Annotated in this window: 17 protein-coding genes; 12 read left to right on the top strand and 5 right to left on the bottom strand. The window is 60.8% G+C overall.

Annotated elements, in window-relative coordinates; all coding sequences use genetic code 11:
• Positions 1 to 115 precede the first annotated feature (115 nt).
• Positions 116 to 1,021 (top strand): alpha/beta hydrolase, encoded by a 906-nt coding sequence (locus tag J3P93_RS22160; RefSeq protein WP_434591910.1) that lies wholly within the window; start codon positions 116 to 118, stop codon positions 1,019 to 1,021.
• A complete protein-coding gene (locus J3P93_RS22155) occupies positions 1,018 to 1,347 on the top strand; it encodes a hypothetical protein (RefSeq protein WP_434591907.1) in 330 nt (109 codons plus the stop codon). The genes J3P93_RS22160 and J3P93_RS22155 overlap by 4 nt, the downstream gene beginning before the upstream one ends.
• Before the next feature lie 171 nt (positions 1,348 to 1,518).
• Here the strand turns inward: J3P93_RS22155 and J3P93_RS22150 are convergent, their stop codons facing one another.
• The 3 genes from J3P93_RS22150 to J3P93_RS22140 all read right to left on the bottom strand — a co-directional run bounded on the left by J3P93_RS22150 (position 1,519) and on the right by J3P93_RS22140 (position 3,480).
• Positions 1,519 to 2,307 carry an OmpA family protein gene (locus tag J3P93_RS22150; RefSeq protein ID WP_434591904.1) on the bottom strand — a complete coding sequence of 263 codons (789 nt, stop codon included), beginning with the start codon at positions 2,305 to 2,307 and terminating at the stop codon, positions 1,519 to 1,521.
• 55 nt (positions 2,308 to 2,362) lie between these two features.
• On the bottom strand, positions 2,363 to 2,767 hold the full coding sequence (locus J3P93_RS22145) for a DUF4398 domain-containing protein (RefSeq protein WP_090281970.1): 405 nt from the start codon (positions 2,765 to 2,767) through the stop codon (positions 2,363 to 2,365).
• Positions 2,768 to 3,135: 368 nt separating this feature from the next.
• Complete coding sequence (locus J3P93_RS22140) at positions 3,136 to 3,480, bottom strand: pilin assembly protein (RefSeq protein ID WP_090281971.1); 345 nt, start codon at positions 3,478 to 3,480, stop codon at positions 3,136 to 3,138.
• A 214-nt stretch (positions 3,481 to 3,694) separates the two neighbouring features.
• Here J3P93_RS22140 and ppc point away from each other — a divergent pair, with 214 nt between their 5' ends.
• The 7 genes from ppc to J3P93_RS22105 all read left to right on the top strand — a co-directional run bounded on the left by ppc (position 3,695) and on the right by J3P93_RS22105 (position 11,027).
• On the top strand, positions 3,695 to 6,325 hold the full coding sequence (gene ppc, locus J3P93_RS22135; protein ID WP_434591901.1) for a phosphoenolpyruvate carboxylase: 2,631 nt from the start codon (positions 3,695 to 3,697) through the stop codon (positions 6,323 to 6,325).
• A gap of 302 nt (positions 6,326 to 6,627) precedes the next feature.
• Positions 6,628 to 7,278, top strand: a complete 651-nt coding sequence (adk, locus tag J3P93_RS22130) for an adenylate kinase (RefSeq protein ID WP_434591898.1) — start codon at positions 6,628 to 6,630, stop codon at positions 7,276 to 7,278.
• A 97-nt stretch (positions 7,279 to 7,375) separates the two neighbouring features.
• A complete protein-coding gene (tsaB, locus tag J3P93_RS22125) occupies positions 7,376 to 8,050 on the top strand; it encodes a tRNA (adenosine(37)-N6)-threonylcarbamoyltransferase complex dimerization subunit type 1 TsaB (protein ID WP_208938567.1) in 675 nt (224 codons plus the stop codon).
• Between the two features lie 241 nt (positions 8,051 to 8,291).
• Entirely contained in the window at positions 8,292 to 8,603 is a 312-nt protein-coding gene (locus J3P93_RS22120; protein WP_090281974.1) for a hypothetical protein, read from the top strand.
• Complete coding sequence (locus J3P93_RS22115; RefSeq protein ID WP_434591896.1) at positions 8,603 to 9,463, top strand: DUF72 domain-containing protein; 861 nt, start codon at positions 8,603 to 8,605, stop codon at positions 9,461 to 9,463. The genes J3P93_RS22120 and J3P93_RS22115 overlap by 1 nt, the downstream gene beginning before the upstream one ends.
• Before the next feature lie 32 nt (positions 9,464 to 9,495).
• On the top strand, positions 9,496 to 10,332 hold the full coding sequence (locus J3P93_RS22110; RefSeq protein WP_434591894.1) for an isocitrate lyase/PEP mutase family protein: 837 nt from the start codon (positions 9,496 to 9,498) through the stop codon (positions 10,330 to 10,332).
• A 2-nt stretch (positions 10,333 to 10,334) separates the two neighbouring features.
• Positions 10,335 to 11,027, top strand: a complete 693-nt coding sequence (locus J3P93_RS22105) for an extensin-like domain-containing protein (protein ID WP_434591892.1) — start codon at positions 10,335 to 10,337, stop codon at positions 11,025 to 11,027.
• 3 nt (positions 11,028 to 11,030) lie between these two features.
• Here the strand turns inward: J3P93_RS22105 and J3P93_RS22100 are convergent, their stop codons facing one another.
• Positions 11,031 to 11,651: an energy transducer TonB gene (locus tag J3P93_RS22100; RefSeq protein ID WP_434591890.1), complete on the bottom strand. Its 621-nt coding sequence runs from the start codon at positions 11,649 to 11,651 to the stop codon at positions 11,031 to 11,033.
• A 92-nt stretch (positions 11,652 to 11,743) separates the two neighbouring features.
• Here J3P93_RS22100 and J3P93_RS22095 point away from each other — a divergent pair, with 92 nt between their 5' ends.
• The gene (locus J3P93_RS22095; protein ID WP_434591888.1) at positions 11,744 to 12,526 is read left to right on the top strand and encodes a class I SAM-dependent methyltransferase; all 783 of its coding nucleotides are present in this window, start codon (positions 11,744 to 11,746) and stop codon (positions 12,524 to 12,526) included.
• A 132-nt stretch (positions 12,527 to 12,658) separates the two neighbouring features.
• Here the strand turns inward: J3P93_RS22095 and J3P93_RS22090 are convergent, their stop codons facing one another.
• The gene (locus J3P93_RS22090; protein WP_434591886.1) at positions 12,659 to 13,294 is read right to left on the bottom strand and encodes a TetR/AcrR family transcriptional regulator; all 636 of its coding nucleotides are present in this window, start codon (positions 13,292 to 13,294) and stop codon (positions 12,659 to 12,661) included.
• A 94-nt stretch (positions 13,295 to 13,388) separates the two neighbouring features.
• Between J3P93_RS22090 and J3P93_RS22085 the strand changes: the two genes are divergently transcribed.
• Both J3P93_RS22085 and J3P93_RS22080 read left to right on the top strand, forming a co-directional pair.
• The gene (locus J3P93_RS22085; RefSeq protein ID WP_434591884.1) at positions 13,389 to 14,489 is read left to right on the top strand and encodes an efflux RND transporter periplasmic adaptor subunit; all 1,101 of its coding nucleotides are present in this window, start codon (positions 13,389 to 13,391) and stop codon (positions 14,487 to 14,489) included.
• 6 nt (positions 14,490 to 14,495) lie between these two features.
• Positions 14,496 to 17,564, top strand: coding sequence for an efflux RND transporter permease subunit (locus J3P93_RS22080; protein ID WP_434591883.1), 3,069 nt, complete (start codon positions 14,496 to 14,498; stop codon positions 17,562 to 17,564).
• Positions 17,565 to 18,049 lie beyond the last annotated feature (485 nt).

The raw sequence follows: 18,049 nt of genomic DNA, 5'->3' as shown, positions 1-18,049 counted from the left end.
CATCCCGTGACGCTCCGCGTCACAGTGGACGCAGAGCGTCCATGGCGGCGTTCCCACGCGGAGCGTGGGAACGATCTAACCGTATTTGAACCTGAAATTCGCGAGGTTTCACCGGATGAGAATCCTCGGCATCCTTTGCCTGCTCTTGACCCTCGGCGGCTGCAGTTCGCTGCTGTTCTACCCCGAACCGGGCCAGGTCTTCACCCCGGAAAAAGCCAAACTCGACTACCGCACCGTCACGCTGGTCACTGCCGATGGCTTGAAGCTCAACGCCTGGTGGCTGCCGGCCAAACCTGGCGTGGAGGTCAAAGGCACGGTGCTGCATCTGCACGGCAACGGCGGCAACCTGCCGATGCATCTGGGTGGCAGTTGGTGGCTGCCGAAAAACGGCTATCAAGTGCTGCTGGTGGACTACCGCGGGTACGGCTTGTCCGAAGGCAAGCCGAGCTTGCCGGCGATCTATCAGGACATCGACGCCGCATTCGCCTGGCTGGACCAGTCCCCGGAAGTCAAAGGCAAACCGCTGGTGCTGCTCGGGCAAAGTCTCGGTGGGGCGATGGCAGTGCATTGGCTGGTGCAGCATCCCGAGCGGCAAAAGCAGCTCAAAGCCCTGGTGCTCGACGGCGTGCCTGCCAGTTACCGCAGCGTCGGCCAGTATGCGTTGAGTACATCGTGGCTGACCTGGCCATTGCAGGTGCCACTGTCGTGGCTGGTGCCGGACGGCGACAGCGCGATTCATTCGATGGCGCAACTCAACGGCGTGCCGAAACTGATTTTCCACAGCATCGACGATCCGTTGGTGCCGATGGTCAACGGCATCCGTCTGTATCAAGCGGCGCCGCCACCGCGTGTGTTGCAACTGACCCGTGGTGGTCACGTGCAGACTTTTGGCGATCCGGTGTGGCAGCAGGTGATGCTGCGTTACCTCGACGACCCCGAGCATTTCAACGGTCTGCGCCGCCTCGGCGAAATCCCCAATTACCCAGCGCCCCCGAATTCTGAAAACGAGAGTCCGCAATGACTGAAGAACGTAACGCCATCCCGCTGATCATCACCGGTATCTGCAGCATCCTCGGCACCGTCGGGGCGCTGTGGTACTACGGCTACCTGCACTTCGCCAAACCCGAGGATGCGCTGCTGCTCAACGAATTCACCATGCTCAAGACCGTGCCCGGTGAGGACTACAAACTATCGCTGACTCCCGCGCCGCAAGTGGCGCAGTGCATTGACGGCGTGCTGGTGTTGTTTGATACCGAGCAGAAGGGCCTGACCGGGGTGCTGGTCAATGGGCAGAAGAAGGCTGTGCGGTGCATGGGTGAAGAGACGCCGCAGAAGCTTGAGCATTAACGCGATCCCTTGTAGGAGTGAGCCCGCTCGCGATAGCGGTGTATCAGCCAAATAAATATTGACTGAGCGGACGCTATCGCGAGCAGGCTCACTCCTACACAGTTCGTCTTCGTGCATGAAAAAAGCCCCGCCTGATCACTCAAGCGGGGCTTTTGCGTTACAGCACGAACCTTAGTTCGAACTCACCGAAGAACGCGGTGCAACCGGCTGGTTGTCGTTGGAAATGGTCACTTCCACCCGACGGTTCATCGCACGGCCCGAGACGCTGCCGTTATCCGCGACCGGGTATTCCTTGCCATAACCCTGAGCGACGATACGCGATGGATCGACACCCATTTTGATCAGCGCCATTTGCACCGAAGTCGCGCGGCGCTCGGACAGCGACTGGTTGTAGCTGGCAGTACCGGTGCTGTCGGTGTAACCCTCGACGATCACTTTGCGATCCGGGTTTTCCTGAAGGAATTGCGCCAGTTTGTTGATGTTCACCAGACCGGTGGATTTCAGGTCGGCCTTGTTGGTGGCGAACAGCACATCACCAAAAGTTACCAGCGTGCCGCGATCGGTCTGCTTGGCGTTGAGGCTGTCCTGCAGCTGTTTGATCTGCTGGTCACGGGCATCCAGACGGGCCTGGGCACGTTGCGCGGCGGCGTTCTTCAGGTTGTTCTCAGCGGTGCGCAGGGCGATGGTCTGCTTGGCCACTTCCACGCGCTGGTTGGTCAGGTAGGCCAGTTGGTCAACCTTGGCCGCGTCTTCTTTATCCAGATAGGCCTTGTCGGCCTTGTCCAGGTAATCGCTGGCATCTTTGGTTTCCAGTGCTGCGACTTTGCTCGCCTGCGGGTTGGCCTGCAGGCCGGCGTAGTTGGTGCGCGCCTGTTCCAGGTTCGGGTTCGGCGGGGTGGAGCAGGCAGCCAACGCAACGCTTGCGGCCAGAAGAGCGGGAATCATCAGTTGCTTACGCATAATTTGTCGTCCTTTCTATCGATAAGAGATTCAGCTTTGCCATCCGGATGCGCGCTTACTGCACAGTGCGCTGGCTTTCCTGACGCAGTTCCTGAACACCTTTCTGGGAATCCTTCACAGCCTGTTCGGCCTTGGCGGCCTGAGCCTTGCGTTCAGCGACGCGAGCGTCCCACTCAGCCTGTTCGGACAGGCGACGGGCTTCGTCGTACTTCTTGTCGTGCATGGCGATTTCAGCTTGTTTCAGTTTGTCCTGAGCCTGCTTCATTTCCACCGCAGCGAACTCGGTACCGCCGGCGCTGACGGCGCTGTTAACGGCCGATTGGGTCACGGCGTACTGCTCGGTCGGTGGATTACCGGCGCAACCGGCCAGAACGAAGCTGGTGCCGATGGCCAGAGCGGCCAGTTTCAGACCGCGCAGGTGGGAAAACGTGGATTGGGTTTTCATGGTCTTCAACTCCATTAGGCATCTCCTGAAAATACAACTGAATCCATCCTGGCAGAGGAGCCGAAAGCATCGCTTGTTGACGCGAATTGAAACGCTCGTTCCAGGCGTGGTTACCTGTTCCGACCGGATGCATTTTTGAAAAGTTCAGAAAAGATGGCCTATCGCCAAAAATTAAATTGACCGTTTGGACAAGGCTCCGGGACGGGAACTTTGGCGGTTTGAAGGGGTACGCGCGGGGTGTAATCGACACGGATATCAAGGGTGTACAGGGCCCATTGTAGGAGTGAGCCTGCTCGCGATAGCGGTGTATCAGCCGCTGGATATGTCGACTAATACACTGCTATCGCGAGCAGGCTCACTCCTACATTTTGGTCTGTGTCGGGTCAGTGATTCTGTTTGTTCTCGGCTGAGGCCAGATCATGCAAATGCCGCCGCGACAGCGCCAGAAAACGTGGCGTCGGCCCGACGTCTTCGTACAGCGGATCACCTTCCTCATCGGTCGCGACCACCGTCGAACCTTTCACATACGGCAGGCTCGCCTCGAACTCTTCGAGGGCGGCGCCGATCAGTTCGCCGAGCAGTTCTTCGGGATGGCGCTTGGGGTACATTTCGGCAATCGCGGCCAGCCTTGCGGCAGATTCCACGTCCAGATGAATCGTGTAGCCAGTATCGGTCAGGCGACCTTTGGCGTTTTCTTCCCAATGCTGGGCAAGTTCACGGATTTTCATGATGACCTCATTTCGCACCTGCTCATGGCAGGTCTGGGTGAGTGTCCGCCAGGGCCGGCGGCAAGCCCTCGTGTGGCTTACTGTTGAGACTAGCTTTGCCGCTCAAGGTTTAAAGTCCCTTCGTCGGCTGCTTGTAAGAAGCGTCGCAGAGCGGCACTCTCTCGAGCAAAGCATTCGTTTCTGCGCCGTCCCGATTACCGTTGGAGAACTGCTGATGACCGATATTGATGCACGCTTGCGCGAAGATGTTCACCTGCTCGGAGAGCTGTTGGGCAACACCATTCGAGATCAGTACGGCGAGCCGTTCCTCGCCAAGATCGAGCAGATTCGCAAGGGCGCCAAGGCTGACCGGCGCGGCTCGATGGACGCCGAACTGAGCGCCAGCCTCAATCAGTTGAGCGAAGACGAATTGCTTCCGGTAGCGCGCGCCTTCAACCAGTTTCTCAACCTGGCGAACATTGCCGAGCAGTATCAGTTGATTCATCGGCGCGAAGAGTCGCAGCCGGCGCCGTTCGAATCCCGCGTATTGCCTGAACTGCTGGCGCGTTTGCGCAGCGAAGGCCACAGCGCCGAATCCCTGGCCCGGCAACTGGCGCGGCTGGAAATCGAACTGGTGCTGACCGCGCACCCGACCGAAGTCGCCCGCCGCACCTTGATTCAGAAGTACGACGCGATTGCCGCGCAACTCGCCGCGCAGGACCATCGCGACCTGACCAGCGCCGAGCGCGAACAGATCCACACCACCCTGCAACGATTGATCGCTGAAGCCTGGCACACCGAAGAAATCCGTCGCACGCGGCCGACGCCGGTCGACGAAGCGAAATGGGGCTTTGCGGTGATCGAACACTCGCTGTGGCAAGCCATTCCCAACCATATGCGCAAGGCCGACAAGGCGTTGCATGAGGCTACAGGTCTGCGCCTGCCGCTGGAGGCTGCGCCGATTCGCTTCGCCTCGTGGATGGGCGGCGACCGTGACGGCAACCCCAACGTCACTGCAGCCGTAACCCGTGAAGTGTTATTGCTGGCGCGCTGGATGGCCGCCGACCTGTACCTGCGCGACGTCGATCACCTCGCCGCCGAACTGTCGATGCAACAGGCCAGTGACGCGCTCAAGGCCCAGGCCGGCGACAGCGCCGAACCGTATCGTGCGGTGCTCAAGCAATTGCGCGAGCGCCTGCGAGCGACGCGTAATTGGGCTCACGCCGCACTCACCGCGCCGACACCCGCACCCGCCGAGGTGCTGCACAACAATCGCGATCTGCTCGGGCCGCTGGAGCTGTGTTTCAACTCGCTGCATGAATGCGGCATGGGCGTGATCGCCGATGGGCCGTTGCTCGATTGCCTGCGCCGCGCCGTAACTTTTGGTCTGTTTCTGGTACGTCTGGATGTGCGTCAGGATTCCGCACGGCACAGCTCGGCGATGACCGAAATCACCGACTACCTCGGGCTTGGGCGTTATGAGGATTGGGATGAAGAACAACGGATCAAATTCCTCACTCAGGAACTGAGCAACCGCCGCCCGTTATTGCCGGCGCATTTCAAGCCGTCGGCCGACACCGCCGAAGTGCTCAATACCTGCAAGGAAATCGCCGCCGCCCCGGCGGCTTCGCTCGGCTCTTACGTGATTTCCATGGCCGGCGCGGCTTCCGATGTGCTCGCCGTGCAACTGCTGCTCAAGGAATCCGGTGTGCTGCGGCCGATGCGCGTGGTGCCGCTGTTCGAGACCCTCGCCGACCTCGACAACGCCGGGCCGGTGATGGAGCGGCTGTTGCTGCTGCCGGGTTATCGCGCGCGCCTGCAAGGCCCGCAGGAAGTAATGATTGGCTATTCCGACTCGGCCAAGGACGCCGGCACCACCGCGGCGGCCTGGGCGCAATACCGCGCGCAAGAGCGGCTGGTGGAAATCTGCCGCGAGCAGCAAGTCGAACTGCTGTTGTTCCATGGTCGCGGCGGTACCGTCGGCCGTGGCGGCGGCCCGGCGCACGCGGCGATTCTGTCGCAGCCACCGGGTTCGGTGGCGGGGCGGTTCCGCACCACCGAGCAGGGCGAAATGATCCGTTTCAAATTTGGCTTGCCGGACATCGCCGAGCAGAACCTCAATCTGTATCTGGCGGCGGTGCTCGAAGCGACATTGCTGCCACCGCCGCCGCCAACGCCCGAATGGCGACACCTGATGGACGAACTGGCGGCGGACGGTGTCAGCGCTTACCGCCAGGTGGTGCGCGAGAATCCGCAGTTCGTCGAGTACTTCCGCCAGTCCACACCTGAGCAGGAACTGGGGCGCCTGCCGCTCGGCAGTCGTCCGGCCAAGCGCCGCGCCGGCGGCATCGAAAGCCTGCGGGCGATCCCGTGGATCTTCGGCTGGACGCAAACCCGACTTATGCTGCCGGCGTGGCTGGGCTGGGAGTCGGCGCTGAGCAAGGCGCTGGAACGCGGCGAAGGCCAGTTGCTCGGGCAGATGCGCGAGCAGTGGCCGTTCTTCCGCACGCGCATCGACATGCTGGAGATGGTCCTGGCCAAGGCAGACGCCGATATCGCACTGTCCTACGATGAGCGCTTGGTCGAGCCGGAACTGCTGCCGCTGGGCGCGCAGTTACGCGACCTATTGTCGCAGGCGTGCAGCGTGGTGCTCGGCCTGACCGGCCAGTCGCAGCTGCTCGCGCACAGCCCTGACACCCTCGAATTCATCCGTCTGCGCAACACCTATCTCGACCCGCTGCATCTATTGCAGGCCGAACTGCTGGCACGCTCGCGGCAGCAGGAAGTCGAGCAGGGCAGCCCGGTGGAACAGGCGCTGCTGGTGTCTGTGGCGGGGATTGCCGCCGGTTTGCGAAATACCGGCTAACGTTTGCAACGGGGCATGCGGCATCGAGCAATCGCTGCCGGGTGCTGCTGTGCGTGTGCGGGGAAAGTGCCGCCAGGCGACAGTTAATGATGGGGTTGCGACTTGGGTCACCGTGTCGCGAGGTCGCGGCGGGCGTCGGTTTCTCCGACTTTTGGCGTCTTGTGTGGGCGCAGCCTGCTGTGTATCTTGATCAGCCTTTGGCCGTTTGTGCGGCCACGACCCGTATTTTTCAGGATTCGTCCCAAGCGGCGAATCCTTTGTTTTGTAAAAGCTTTTTATAAAAAAATTGAGGAGCACATCTAATGCGCGTCATTCTGCTGGGAGCTCCCGGGGCCGGTAAAGGTACTCAGGCTAAGTTCATCACCGAGAAATTCGGCATTCCACAAATTTCCACCGGCGACATGCTGCGCGCAGCGGTCAAGGCCGGCACACCACTGGGCGTTCAAGCCAAGAGCATCATGGATGCCGGCGGCCTGGTGTCGGATGACCTGATCATTGCCCTGGTCAAGGACCGCATTGCCCAGCCTGACTGCGCCAACGGTTTCCTGTTCGACGGCTTCCCGCGCACCATTCCGCAGGCTGAAGCATTGGTCACTGCCGGTGTCGAGCTGGACGCCGTGGTCGAAATCGCCGTTGAAGACGAAGAGATCGTCCAGCGCATCGCCGGCCGTCGTGTCCACGAAGCCAGCGGCCGCGTCTATCACATCGTCTACAACCCGCCAAAACTGGCCGGCAAGGACGACATTACCGGCGAAGAGCTGGTGCAGCGCAAGGACGACACCGAAGAAACCGTGCGTCATCGCCTGTCGGTCTACCATTCGCAGACCAAGCCGCTGGTGGATTTCTACCAGAAGCTCTCCGCAACGAATGGCGGCAAGCCGAAGTACAGCCACATTCCGGGCGTCGGTTCGGTCGATGCGATCACCGCCAAGGTCCTCGCGGCGCTGAGCTGAAAAGTCTGGACCGCTGCACCATCCACGGCCCGCTTGCGGGCCGTAGTTGTTTATACTGACGCACCTTTTTTCCCCCACCCCTGTTCTGGAAACATCGATGAGTACCTTGCTGGCCCTGGACACCGCGACTGAAGCTTGCTCCGTTGCCTTGCTGCACGACGGCAAGGTCACGAGCCATTACGAGGTGATCCCGCGCCTGCACGCGCAAAAGTTGCTGCCGATGATTCAGCAGTTGCTCGCTGATGCAGGCACTACGCTGCAAGCGGTCGACGCCATTGCGTTCGGTCGCGGGCCGGGTGCATTTACCGGTGTGCGCATTGCCATCGGCGTGGTGCAGGGGCTGGCGTTTGCGCTGGATCGTCCGGTCTTGCCGGTGTCCAATCTCGCGGTGTTGGCCCAACGTGCGTTACGTGAACATGGCGTGAGTCAGGTTGCGGCGGCCATCGATGCGCGCATGGACGAAGTCTATTGGGGCTGCTATCGCGAGACGGCAGGGGAGATGCGTCTGGTCGGCGCCGAAGCGGTGCTGCCACCTGAAGTTGCGGCGCTGCCGGCCGACGCCAGTGGCGAGTGGTTCGGTGCCGGCACTGGTTGGGGCTACGGCGAGCGCATTGCGGTCAACCTGACCGGCGCCGATGCCGGCATGCTGCCGCACGCCGAAGACCTGCTGACCCTGGCGCGTTTTGCCTGGGCGCGCGGCGAGTCGATCCCGGCGGACGACGCGCAACCGGTCTACCTGCGCGACAAAGTCGCCACCCCCAAAGCCCGCTGATTCACCGCTTTCCCCTGTGGGAGCGAGCCTGCTCGCGAAGCGGTGGTTCAGATAAGGAAATTTGTCTGACGCGGCGCACTCGCGAGCAAAGGGAAAAAGTCACACGCAAATATCGCCAATCGTCAGTTTTTTCCCCTCGTTTAAAACCTTTTGCGCTTTATGTGTTCTAGTTATCACTCGGCAGTTTGCTAAGTCGGTCAGGTGCCGCTAAATTGCCATCATTGATACCGGGCATGAATTTATGCGTATAGACGGCGTTTCCTCTCAGTCCTATCCCATCAAGCGCAAGCCTCGCAAAGGCCCTGTGACGGTGGATGAATCCCTCGACGATATCGACGGCGAGCTGGAGTTTCCGACTGAAGAACAACTGGCTGCCCGTGCTGCCGCCAAAGCCACTGCGCAACGCCTGAGCAATCTGCCTGCCCGTCAGCAAGACATGATCTACCACCGTGCGATGAGCAAAAGCGTAGCGATGGCCCTGGCCAGCTACCTGAGCACCGCCGGTTTTGTCGATTGGGATGCCGACGTGCTGGGCCTCGATCTGTATATCTGATGGCTCTGCCTTACTACCTTGGATGCCCGTCCTGGAGCGAAAACGCCTGGCGCGAGTATCTGTATCCGGTAGACGCAAAAACCTCGGATTTTCTCGCTCTCTATTCTCAAGTGTTCAATGCCGTCGAAGGCAATACCACCTTCTACGCCAGCCCCTCGCCAGCCACCGTGCAGCGTTGGGCCGAAATCATGCCCGAACACTTTCGCTTCACCGCCAAATTTCCCGGCGACATCAGCCACAGCGGTGACTTGCGCGATCAATTGACCGCCGCCGAAACCTTCCTGCAATTACTCAAGCCGCTCGGCAAACGGGTGTCGCCGTTGTGGTTGCAACTGTCGAAAGGCTTCACCCCGCAGCGGCTGCCGGAACTGGCGGCTTTTATCGATGCGCTGGACTGTCCGTTGGCGGTCGAAGTGCGCAACGAGCAGTTTTTCGCCAAGGGCGAGAGTGAGCGCTTGCTCAACCGTCTGCTTCTGGATCGCGGCGTCGAGCGCATCTGCCTTGATCCGCGTGCGCTGTTCAGCTGCCTGTCGACCGAGTCGTCGGTGATCCACGCACAATCGAAAAAGCCGCGAGTGCCGACGCGTCCGGCGGCGTTTACCCAGTTCCCGCAGGTGCGCTTCATCGGTCATCCTGAGCTGGAAGCCAACGATCCGTTTCTGCTGCCGTGGGTGAGCAAGATTGCCGAGTGGATCGAAGAAGGGCGTACGCCGTATATCTTCCTGCACACCGCTGACAACCTGCTCGCGGCGAAGCTGGCGCAACGTTTTCATACGCAATTGATGCAGCGTTTGCCTGGCCTGCCAGCGCTGCCTGAGCTATACAGAGAACCTGCCGCCGAGCAACTTGGCCTGCTCTGAGGCGTTTGTGTTTTTCCGCCCGGAGCCTGCCGATGGACGCTTCAGCCCGTAACGAACAAGCCCGTAAAGCCCTCGTCTTCAAAGCCCTGCACGAACAACCGGGGACTTTTGTGATGCCCAATCCGTGGGACGCCGGCTCGGCGAAAATGCTCGCCAGCCTTGGCTATCAGGCCTTGGCGACCACCAGTGCCGGTTATGCGTTTTCGCAAGGCAAGGCCGATGGTGCGTTGAGCCTGGACGAGACCCTGGCCAATGTTCGCGCGATCGTCGCGGCAACGGATTTGCCGGTGGCAGTGGATCTCGAAAACGGTTTTGCCGATGACCCGGCCGAGTGCGCCAAGAGCCTGTTGCGCGCCGCCGAAGCCGGCGCCGTGGGCGGTTCAATCGAAGATGCCACTGGCCGCGCAGACGCGCCGATCTATTGTTTCGAGCACGCCGTGGCGCGCATTGAGGCCGCTGTCGCGGCGGTGCGCACGCTAGCGTTTCCCTTCGTTCTGACCGCCCGTGCGGAAAACTACCTGCACGGCAATCCCGATATCAACGACACCATCCGCCGTTTGCAGGCCTTCGCCGAGGCGGGCGCCGACGTGTTGTACGCACCGGGTTTGCGCACTGCCGAAGAAGTGCTGGCGGTGGTCCGGGCAGTGGCACCGAAACCGCTGAATGTGCTGATGTCCGGCGCCTTGAAACTGACGGTGCAGCAATTGCAGGACATGGGCGTGCGGCGGGTCAGCACCGGTTCGGCCTTGGCGCTGGCGGCGTTTGGCGAGTTTTTCCGCGCCGCTGAGGAAATCCAGCAATCGGGCACCTTTGGCTTCACGTCGCAATCGATGTCGTACGCCAAGGCCAATCAATTGTTCAAAGGCTGAGCATGGGGCGCTGGATTTTCTGGTTGATCCTGCTGGCGCTGGGCGGGGCTGCGGTCAGTGTCTGGCGCGGTTGGCTGGACGTGCCGGCGCAGTGGAATCCGTGGGCGCCACTGGACATCAAAGCCCCGCCCAATTGGCTCACCGGTTACAAGCTGATGCGTCTGCGCAGTGATCCTGAACTCTGCGCTCAGGCTTTGCGCAGCTCGGATCTGCGCGTCGCGCAGCAGTCCGACAGCCCCGGTGCCAAGTGTCCGCTCATAGGCGCGTTGCGTGTGCAGGGTGGCGAGGTCGCGCTGAGCAGCAGTTTCCTCGCCAGTTGCCCGTTGGCGGTGGCTTACGCGATGTTCGAGCATCATTCCCTGCAACCGGCCGCGCAAGCCGTTTACGGGCAGAAGGTCGCGCGCCTCGATCACCTTGGCAGCTTCGCCTGCCGCAATGTCTACAACCGCGAGAGCGGGGCGCTAAGCCGTCACGCCAGCGCCGATGCGCTGGATATCGCCGGTTTCCGTCTGGCTGACGGGCGCAGCATCAGCGTGCTCAAGGACTGGCCCAAGGACAATCAGGACGCACGCTTCCTGCGACAGGTGCGTGACGGCGCCTGCGAGGCGTTCAGTGTGGTGTTGAGCCCGGATTACAACGCAGCCCATCGCAATCACTTTCATGTCGATGTCGGGCGCTGGAGCGTGTGTCGCTGAGGTTTATGCGGCGAGGCGCAGGTTCTGCAGAACAATCGGGCGTGCCCAACCGTTATCGAAGTCCAGAGCTTTTTGCTGCTCGACAATTTCTTCCGGCGGGAACGGCGGATAAGGCTTTTGCAGCAGATCGAGGTCGAACTCGGCGATGGGCAGGTACAGCGGCTTCTTCTGTGGTGCCGGGCCAGGTTCTGGCATTGGCTGACCATTGTTGATCACTATCGGGCGGACCCAGCTGCTGTCGAAATCCTGCTGTTCCTGCTGGGCTTTGAGTTCTTCTGGCGGGAACGGTGGGAACGGCTTGTCGAGCAATTCCATCTCGAACTCGGCGATCGGCAGGAACAACGGCTCTGGCGGACGCACTTGGGTTTCGACCACATCGCACTCGCGCTGGCTGACGATGTGCGCGTGCAGTTCGCTGCCGATGGTTGGCTCTTGCGGGCTGCTCAGGTCAACCGGTGGGAACGTGCCGCAGGCTGGCACCACTTCACTCGTCTGTTCAGCCAGCGCCTGGGCAAAGAAATCCTGCCACAGGTGACTGACGCCGCTCAGTGCTTGAGTGTTATGACGGCTGAAATCGCCATGGGGCGAAATGTAGCCAATCGATGTGGGAAGAATGCCTGACATTTTTTTCGGTTGACGCTCAGCTCTGGCAAAATGCGCGTTGAATGGTTTATCGGCGGTTTTTGTCGATCCTTAACTTTTTTGAGCGTTTTTTCATGATCGAGTCACCCGCGGCCTGCCGCATCCATGTCCAGGCCCTCACCGCGACGTTTCAAGCGCAAGCCGAGCAATGGGCCGAACGTCTCGGCCTGCCGCTGGCCGAGGCTGACGGCGAGTTCGCTTTGCAGGTCGGCGAGCAGGGTTTGCAGCTGCAACAGCTCGGCCCGGACGCACCGGGGCCGGTGCGGGTCGACTTCGTCGAGGGCGGCGCGGCGCATCGGCGTTTGTACGGCGGCGGCAGCGGACAAATGATCGCCAAAGCGGTCGGTATCGCCCAAGGCGTGCGTCCGCGCGTGCTGGATGCCACGGCTGGGCTGGGCAAGGATGCGTTCGTCCTCGCCAGCCTCGGCTGTGACATGAGCCTGATCGAGCGCCAGCCGCTGATTGGCGCGCTGCTGGAAGACGGTCTGGCGCGGGCGGCGGAGGATTTTGATGTGGCGCCGATCGTGGCGCGGATGAAGCTGCTCAAGGGCAATTCCATCGAGGTCATGCGCAATTGGCAAGGCGAGCCGCCGCAGGTGATCTATCTCGATCCGATGTTTCCGCACCGAGAGAAGACCGCGTTGGTGAAAAAGGAAATGCGCCTGTTCCGGCCCTTGGTCGGCGATGACCCGGATGCGCCGGCACTGCTCGAAGCCGCGCTGGCGTTGGCCACGCACCGGGTAGTGGTCAAGCGCCCGCGCAAGGCACCGTGCATTGTAGGGCCGAAGCCGAGCCATGCGCTGGATGGCAAGTCGAGCCGGTATGACATTTACCCGAAAAAAGCGTTAAAACCTTAAAACCGAGTCGCGCCAATCGCTGGCAAGCCAGCTCCCACAGGGTTTGCTGGTGTGTACACAGTTTGTGATCACACCCAAATCCTTGTGGGAGCTGGCTTGCCAGCGATGGCGTCAGTGCCGACACCGCAGAAATCAGGGTCGATAAGCGCGCATAAACAAAGCCACTACTTCCTGAATATGGCGTTCTGAAGCCTCTTCGCTCAACGGCTCGCCACAGCCATACAACAGCCGAAAATTCCCTGCACCCTTGATCAGGCAAAAGAAGTGCTCAGCGGCATTGCGCGGCAGATCGATGTTCAGCGCGCCGGTTTCGTGGATACGCGTCAACAGTCGCTCCATGCCCTGCACCATGCGCTCCGGGCCGGCTTCGAAAAAGATCAGCGATAGATTCGGGTCCTGACTGCCCAGCGCCATGATCAGCCGGTGCAGATTGACCGATTCCTCACTGTTGATCAGTTGGTGAAAGCCCCGGGCAATGTTCAGCAACACATTTTCCACCGCAATGCCTTCCGGCAATTCGAAGAACAGCGGCGGTAATTGCTCTTCGCATTTAGCCACCACGGCAGCAGAGAACAACGTCTCCTTGTCGTTGAAATGGCTGTAGACCGTCAGTTTTGACACACCGGCCTCGCTGGCCACCGCGTCCATGCTGGTGTTGGCGTAACCGTGCGTAAGAAAGAGGATTTTCGCCGCGTCGAGGATGGCTTGGCGTTTGGCCAGATCCTTGGGGCGGCCTGGGCCGTTTGGAGCTGCAGGATTGTTCGACATTCTTCGCTTTTAATACTGGACTGGTGAGTTTGCTATTAATACCATACCCGCCAGTATAAATATTCCAAGCACCATTAGCGAAAGGTCCGTCACCATGTTCCGCCATGCGTTGTCCTTTGCATTGCCAGCGAGTCTGGTGTTTCTGTTGTCGGCGTGCGGTCAGGAAGAGGTGACGCAAGTCAGCGTGCGCCCGGCCATGGTGGTGCAGCCAGAGCCTTCGGCGCAGGCGATGGAAAGCTATCCGGGTGAGGTCCGTGCGCGCTACGAGCCCGATCTGGCATTCCGTATTGGCGGCAAGGTCAGTCGACGACTGGTCGATGAAGGCCAGCGGGTCAAGGCGGATCAGCCCTTGGCCGAACTCGACCCGCAGGACGTACGCCTGCAACTGGAAGCCACGCGTGCCCAGGTCGCTGCCGCCGAAGCCAATCTGAATCTGGTGCGCGCCGAGCGGGATCGCTACAAGACCCTGATGGAACGGCAGATGGTCAGCCGCTCGGCCTACGACAACGCCGAAAATCTATACCGCTCCGGCGAAGCACGTCTTAAACAAATCAAAGCCGAATTCAACGTCTCCACCAACCAGGCCAGCTACGCAGTCCTGCGCGCGCCGCAGGATGGTGTAGTGGCCAAGCGCTCGGTGGAAGTCGGTCAAGTGGTCGCTGCCGGGCAAACCGTGTTCACCCTCGCTACCGATGGTGAACGTGAAGTCTTGATCAGCCTGCCGGAGCAAAGCTTCGGCCGCTTCAAGGTCGGGCAGCCTGTCACCGTCGAATTGTGGACGCAGCAGAACCAGCGCTTCGCCGGGCAGATCCGCGAATTGTCGCCAGCGGCCGATCCGCGTTCGCGGACTTTCGCCGCACGAATTTCCTTTGCCAGCGGCAAAGTCCCGGCTGAGCTGGGCCAGAGCGCGCGGGTCTTCGTGCAATCCGCCGACAAAGTGTCCTTGTCAGTGCCGCTATCGGCCCTCACCGCCGAAAACGGCGCGACCTACGTCTGGGTCGTCAACTCCAATAACACCTTGAAGAAAACCCCGGTGCGCGTCGGCCCGTTCGGTGAAAAAAACGTACCGGTGCTCGAAGGCTTGAGCGCCAGCGACTGGGTGGTGGCAGCCGGGGTCCATGTGTTGCTCGAAGGTCAGCAGGTGCGGCCGGTGGATCGCTCCAACCGCGTGGTCAATCTGGCGAACAAGGAGTAAGCCCCGATGCGCTTCAACCTCTCTGAATGGGCGCTGCGTAATCGCCAGATCGTACTGTTCCTGATGCTTTTGCTCGCCGTTGTTGGCGCGTTGTCCTACACCAAACTGGGCCAGAGCGAAGATCCGCCGTTCACCTTCAAGGCCATGGTCATTCAGACCCGCTGGCCCGGCGCGACGGCGCAGGAAGTCTCGCGTCAGGTCACCGAGCGCATAGAAAAGAAGCTGATGGAAACCGGAGAATACGAACGCATCATGTCGTTCTCCCGCCCCGGCGAATCGCAAGTCACTTTTATCGCCCGTGATTCGATGCACTCCAAGGACATTCCCGACCTCTGGTATCAGTTGCGCAAGAAAGTCGGCGATATTCGCCAAACCTTGCCGCCGGGCGTTCAAGGGCCGTTTTTCAACGACGAGTTCGGTACCACGTTCGGCAATATCTATGCGCTGACGGGCGACGGTTTCGATTACGCCGTGCTCAAGGATTACGCCGATCGCATCCAGATCCAGCTGCAACGAGTCAAGGATGTCGGCAAGGTCGAACTGCTCGGGCTGCAGGACGAGAAAATCTGGGTCGAGCTGTCCAACGTCAAACTGGCAACCCTCGGCCTGCCGCTGGCTGCGGTTCAGCAAGCGCTGGAAGAGCAGAACGCGGTCTCCACGGCGGGGTTCTTCGAAACCGGCAGCGAGCGTTTGCAGCTACGGGTCTCGGGAAATTTTCAGACAGTCGATGAGATAAAGAACTTTCCGATTCGTGTCGCGGATCGTACGTTCCGCATCGCCGATATCGCTGACGTGCGTCGCGGTTTCAGCGATCCGCCGGCGCCGCGCATGCGATTCATGGGCGACGATGCGATCGGTCTGGCCGTGGCGATGAAGGACGGTGGCGACATTCTGGTGCTCGGCAAAGCGCTGGAAACCGAGTTCTCGCGGCTGCAGAAAAACCTTCCGGCCGGCATGCAACTGCGCAAGGTATCCGACCAACCGGCAGCGGTGAAAACCGGCGTCGGCGAGTTCGTCCAGGTGTTGGTCGAAGCGCTGGCGATCGTGTTGCTGGTGAGCTTTTTCTCCCTCGGCGTACGTACCGGCATGGTCGTCGCACTGACGATTCCGCTGGTGTTGGCGATGACCTTCGCCTGCATGTATTACCTGGGCATCGGTCTGCACAAGATTTCCCTCGGTGCGCTGGTGCTGGCGTTGGGGCTGCTGGTCGACGATGCGATCATCGCCGTGGAAATGATGGCGATCAAAATGGAGCAGGGCTTCGATCGTATCCGCGCCGCGAGTTATGCCTGGACCAGCACCGCGTTCCCGATGCTCACCGGCACCTTGATCACCGCTGCCGGGTTTCTGCCGATTGCCACGGCGCAGTCCGGCACTGGCGAATACACCCGTTCGATCTTCCAGGTGGTGACTATTGCACTGCTCGCGTCATGGGTCGCAGCGGTGATGTTCGTGCCGTATCTGGGGGAAAAACTCCTGCCGGATCTGGCGAAAATTCACGCAGCCAAACATGGCACCGGCGACGGTCAGCCAGACCCGTACGGCACGCCGTTCTATCAGCGGGTCCGGCGCTTGGTCGAATGGTGTGTAGCGCACCGCAAAACCGTGATCGTGCTGACCGTCGGGCTGTTCATCGCCTCGGTGATGTTGTTCCGCTTCGTTCCGCAGCAGTTCTTCCCGGCCTCCAATCGACTGGAGCTGATGGTCGATCTGAAACTGGCCGAAGGCGTGTCGTTGGTCAACACCACAGCCGAGGTCAAACGCCTCGAAGCGCTGCTCAAGGAGCACGCGGGTATCGACAATTACGTGGCTTACGTCGGCACCGGTTCGCCGCGCTTCTATCTACCGCTCGATCAGCAGCTGCCGGCGGCGAGCTTCGCCCAGTTTGTGGTGTTGGCGAAGACCATCGAGGAGCGCGAGACGCTACGCACATGGTTGATCGACACCCTCAACGAGCAATTCCCGACGCTGCGCTCGCGGGTCACGCGCCTGGAAAACGGTCCGCCGGTTGGCTATCCGGTGCAGTTTCGCGTGACCGGCGAGCACATCGAAGAGGTACGCGCGCTTGCCCGCAAGGTAGCGGCCAAAGTTCGCGAAAATCCGCATGTGGTCAATGTGCATCTGGATTGGGAAGAGCCGAGCAAAGTCGTTTACCTGAATATCGATCAGGAGCGCGCGCGGGCGCTGGGCGTGAGCACGGCGAATCTGGCGAAGTTCCTGCAGAGTTCGTTGACCGGGTCGAGCGTCAGTCAGTACCGCGAAGACAACGAATTGATCGAAATTCTCCTGCGTGGCACGGTGCATGAGCGCACCGAGTTGTCGCTGCTGCCGAGTCTGGCAGTGCCGACGGACAACGGCCGCAGTGTTGCCTTGTCGCAGATTGCCACGCTGGAATATGGCTTCGAGGAAGGGATTATCTGGCACCGCAACCGCCTGCCGAACGTGACCGTGCGAGCGGACATTTATGGCAAGGAGCAGCCGGCGACGCTGGTCAAGCAGATCATGCCGACGCTGGATTCGATTCGCGCCGAATTGCCGGATGGCTACCTGCTGGATGTCGGCGGCACGGTGGAGGACTCCCAGCGCGGGCAGGCCTCGGTGAATGCCGGGGTGCCGATGTTCATCGTGGTGGTGCTGACGCTGCTGATGGTGCAATTACGCAGTTTTTCGCGCACGGCGATGGTGTTTCTCACGGCGCCCCTGGGGTTGATCGGGGTGACGTTGTTCCTGATGGTGTTCCGCCAGCCGTTCGGTTTTGTGGCGATGCTGGGGACGATTGCGCTGTCGGGGATGATCATGCGTAATTCGGTGATTCTGGTGGATCAGATCGAGCAGGATATCGCCTCCGGGCTCAAGCCGTGGCAGGCGATTATCGAGGCGACCGTGCGGCGGTTCCGGCCGATTGTGTTGACGGCGCTGGCGGCGGTACTGGCGATGATTCCGTTGTCGCGCAGTGTGTTTTTCGGGCCTATGGCGGTGGCGATCATGGGTGGGTTGATTGTGGCTACGGCGTTGACGTTGCTGTTTTTGCCGGCGTTGTATGCGGCCTGGTTCAGGGTTCGTCGGGAGGTTTGAGCCTTGGCGGCCTTCGGACCGACCAGGCTCTGGTTGTTTTGGGTGTTTATCCGGTTTTCTGGGGGTTGCGGCTGGCGGTTTCGCCCTTACGGCGAGTCCCTTTTTCAAACGCCAAAAAGGAACCAAAAGGCTTTGCTCCTGCGTTCGGCCCTCGCAGGCTCGGGTCCCTTCGCTCCGGGATCGCTCCGGGCGCAGCGGCTACGGTTTGCTTCGCTGCACCTCCTTCCGCTGTGTCTGGCTGCGCCAGACGGTCGCTGCGCTCCCACGCCCGGATCAATCCCTGCGCTCAGCCTTCCGATGTCGCTGGTTAGGCAAGATCAAGATCAAGATCAAGAGCACTCGAGCTGCGCTCATTGTTGAGTGGTGAGAAGCGGGTGGTTGGCTTAGGATTTGTGGTGGATTTTCCCCTCATCGGAACGCCGCCCGCCCAGCCCTCTCCCCCTGGAGAGGGCGCCGATTTGTGGGCCGTTCAAAACCTGAATTCG

Origin of the sequence: Pseudomonas sp. R3-57 (assembly GCF_051132065.1) — a bacterium.
GTDB lineage: Bacteria > Pseudomonadota > Gammaproteobacteria > Pseudomonadales > Pseudomonadaceae > Aquipseudomonas.
This window is presented reverse-complemented; position numbering and strand designations above follow the sequence as displayed.

Excerpts from the sequence above, each read along its gene's own strand:
- J3P93_RS22160 (WP_434591910.1), top strand. The coding sequence starts at position 116 with ATGAGAATCCTCGGCATCCTTTGCCTGCTCTTGACCCTCGGCGGCTGC.
- J3P93_RS22155 (WP_434591907.1), top strand. The coding sequence starts at position 1,018 with ATGACTGAAGAACGTAACGCCATCCCGCTGATCATCACCGGTATCTGC.
- J3P93_RS22150 (WP_434591904.1), bottom strand. The coding sequence starts at position 2,307 with ATGCGTAAGCAACTGATGATTCCCGCTCTTCTGGCCGCAAGCGTTGCG.
- J3P93_RS22145 (WP_090281970.1), bottom strand. The coding sequence starts at position 2,767 with ATGGAGTTGAAGACCATGAAAACCCAATCCACGTTTTCCCACCTGCGC.
- J3P93_RS22140 (WP_090281971.1), bottom strand. The coding sequence starts at position 3,480 with ATGAAAATCCGTGAACTTGCCCAGCATTGGGAAGAAAACGCCAAAGGT.
- ppc (WP_434591901.1), top strand. The coding sequence starts at position 3,695 with ATGACCGATATTGATGCACGCTTGCGCGAAGATGTTCACCTGCTCGGA.
- adk (WP_434591898.1), top strand. The coding sequence starts at position 6,628 with ATGCGCGTCATTCTGCTGGGAGCTCCCGGGGCCGGTAAAGGTACTCAG.
- tsaB (WP_208938567.1), top strand. The coding sequence starts at position 7,376 with ATGAGTACCTTGCTGGCCCTGGACACCGCGACTGAAGCTTGCTCCGTT.
- J3P93_RS22120 (WP_090281974.1), top strand. The coding sequence starts at position 8,292 with ATGCGTATAGACGGCGTTTCCTCTCAGTCCTATCCCATCAAGCGCAAG.
- J3P93_RS22115 (WP_434591896.1), top strand. The coding sequence starts at position 8,603 with ATGGCTCTGCCTTACTACCTTGGATGCCCGTCCTGGAGCGAAAACGCC.
- J3P93_RS22110 (WP_434591894.1), top strand. The coding sequence starts at position 9,496 with ATGGACGCTTCAGCCCGTAACGAACAAGCCCGTAAAGCCCTCGTCTTC.
- J3P93_RS22105 (WP_434591892.1), top strand. The coding sequence starts at position 10,335 with ATGGGGCGCTGGATTTTCTGGTTGATCCTGCTGGCGCTGGGCGGGGCT.
- J3P93_RS22100 (WP_434591890.1), bottom strand. The coding sequence starts at position 11,651 with ATGTCAGGCATTCTTCCCACATCGATTGGCTACATTTCGCCCCATGGC.
- J3P93_RS22095 (WP_434591888.1), top strand. The coding sequence starts at position 11,744 with ATGATCGAGTCACCCGCGGCCTGCCGCATCCATGTCCAGGCCCTCACC.
- J3P93_RS22090 (WP_434591886.1), bottom strand. The coding sequence starts at position 13,294 with ATGTCGAACAATCCTGCAGCTCCAAACGGCCCAGGCCGCCCCAAGGAT.
- J3P93_RS22085 (WP_434591884.1), top strand. The coding sequence starts at position 13,389 with ATGTTCCGCCATGCGTTGTCCTTTGCATTGCCAGCGAGTCTGGTGTTT.
- J3P93_RS22080 (WP_434591883.1), top strand. The coding sequence starts at position 14,496 with ATGCGCTTCAACCTCTCTGAATGGGCGCTGCGTAATCGCCAGATCGTA.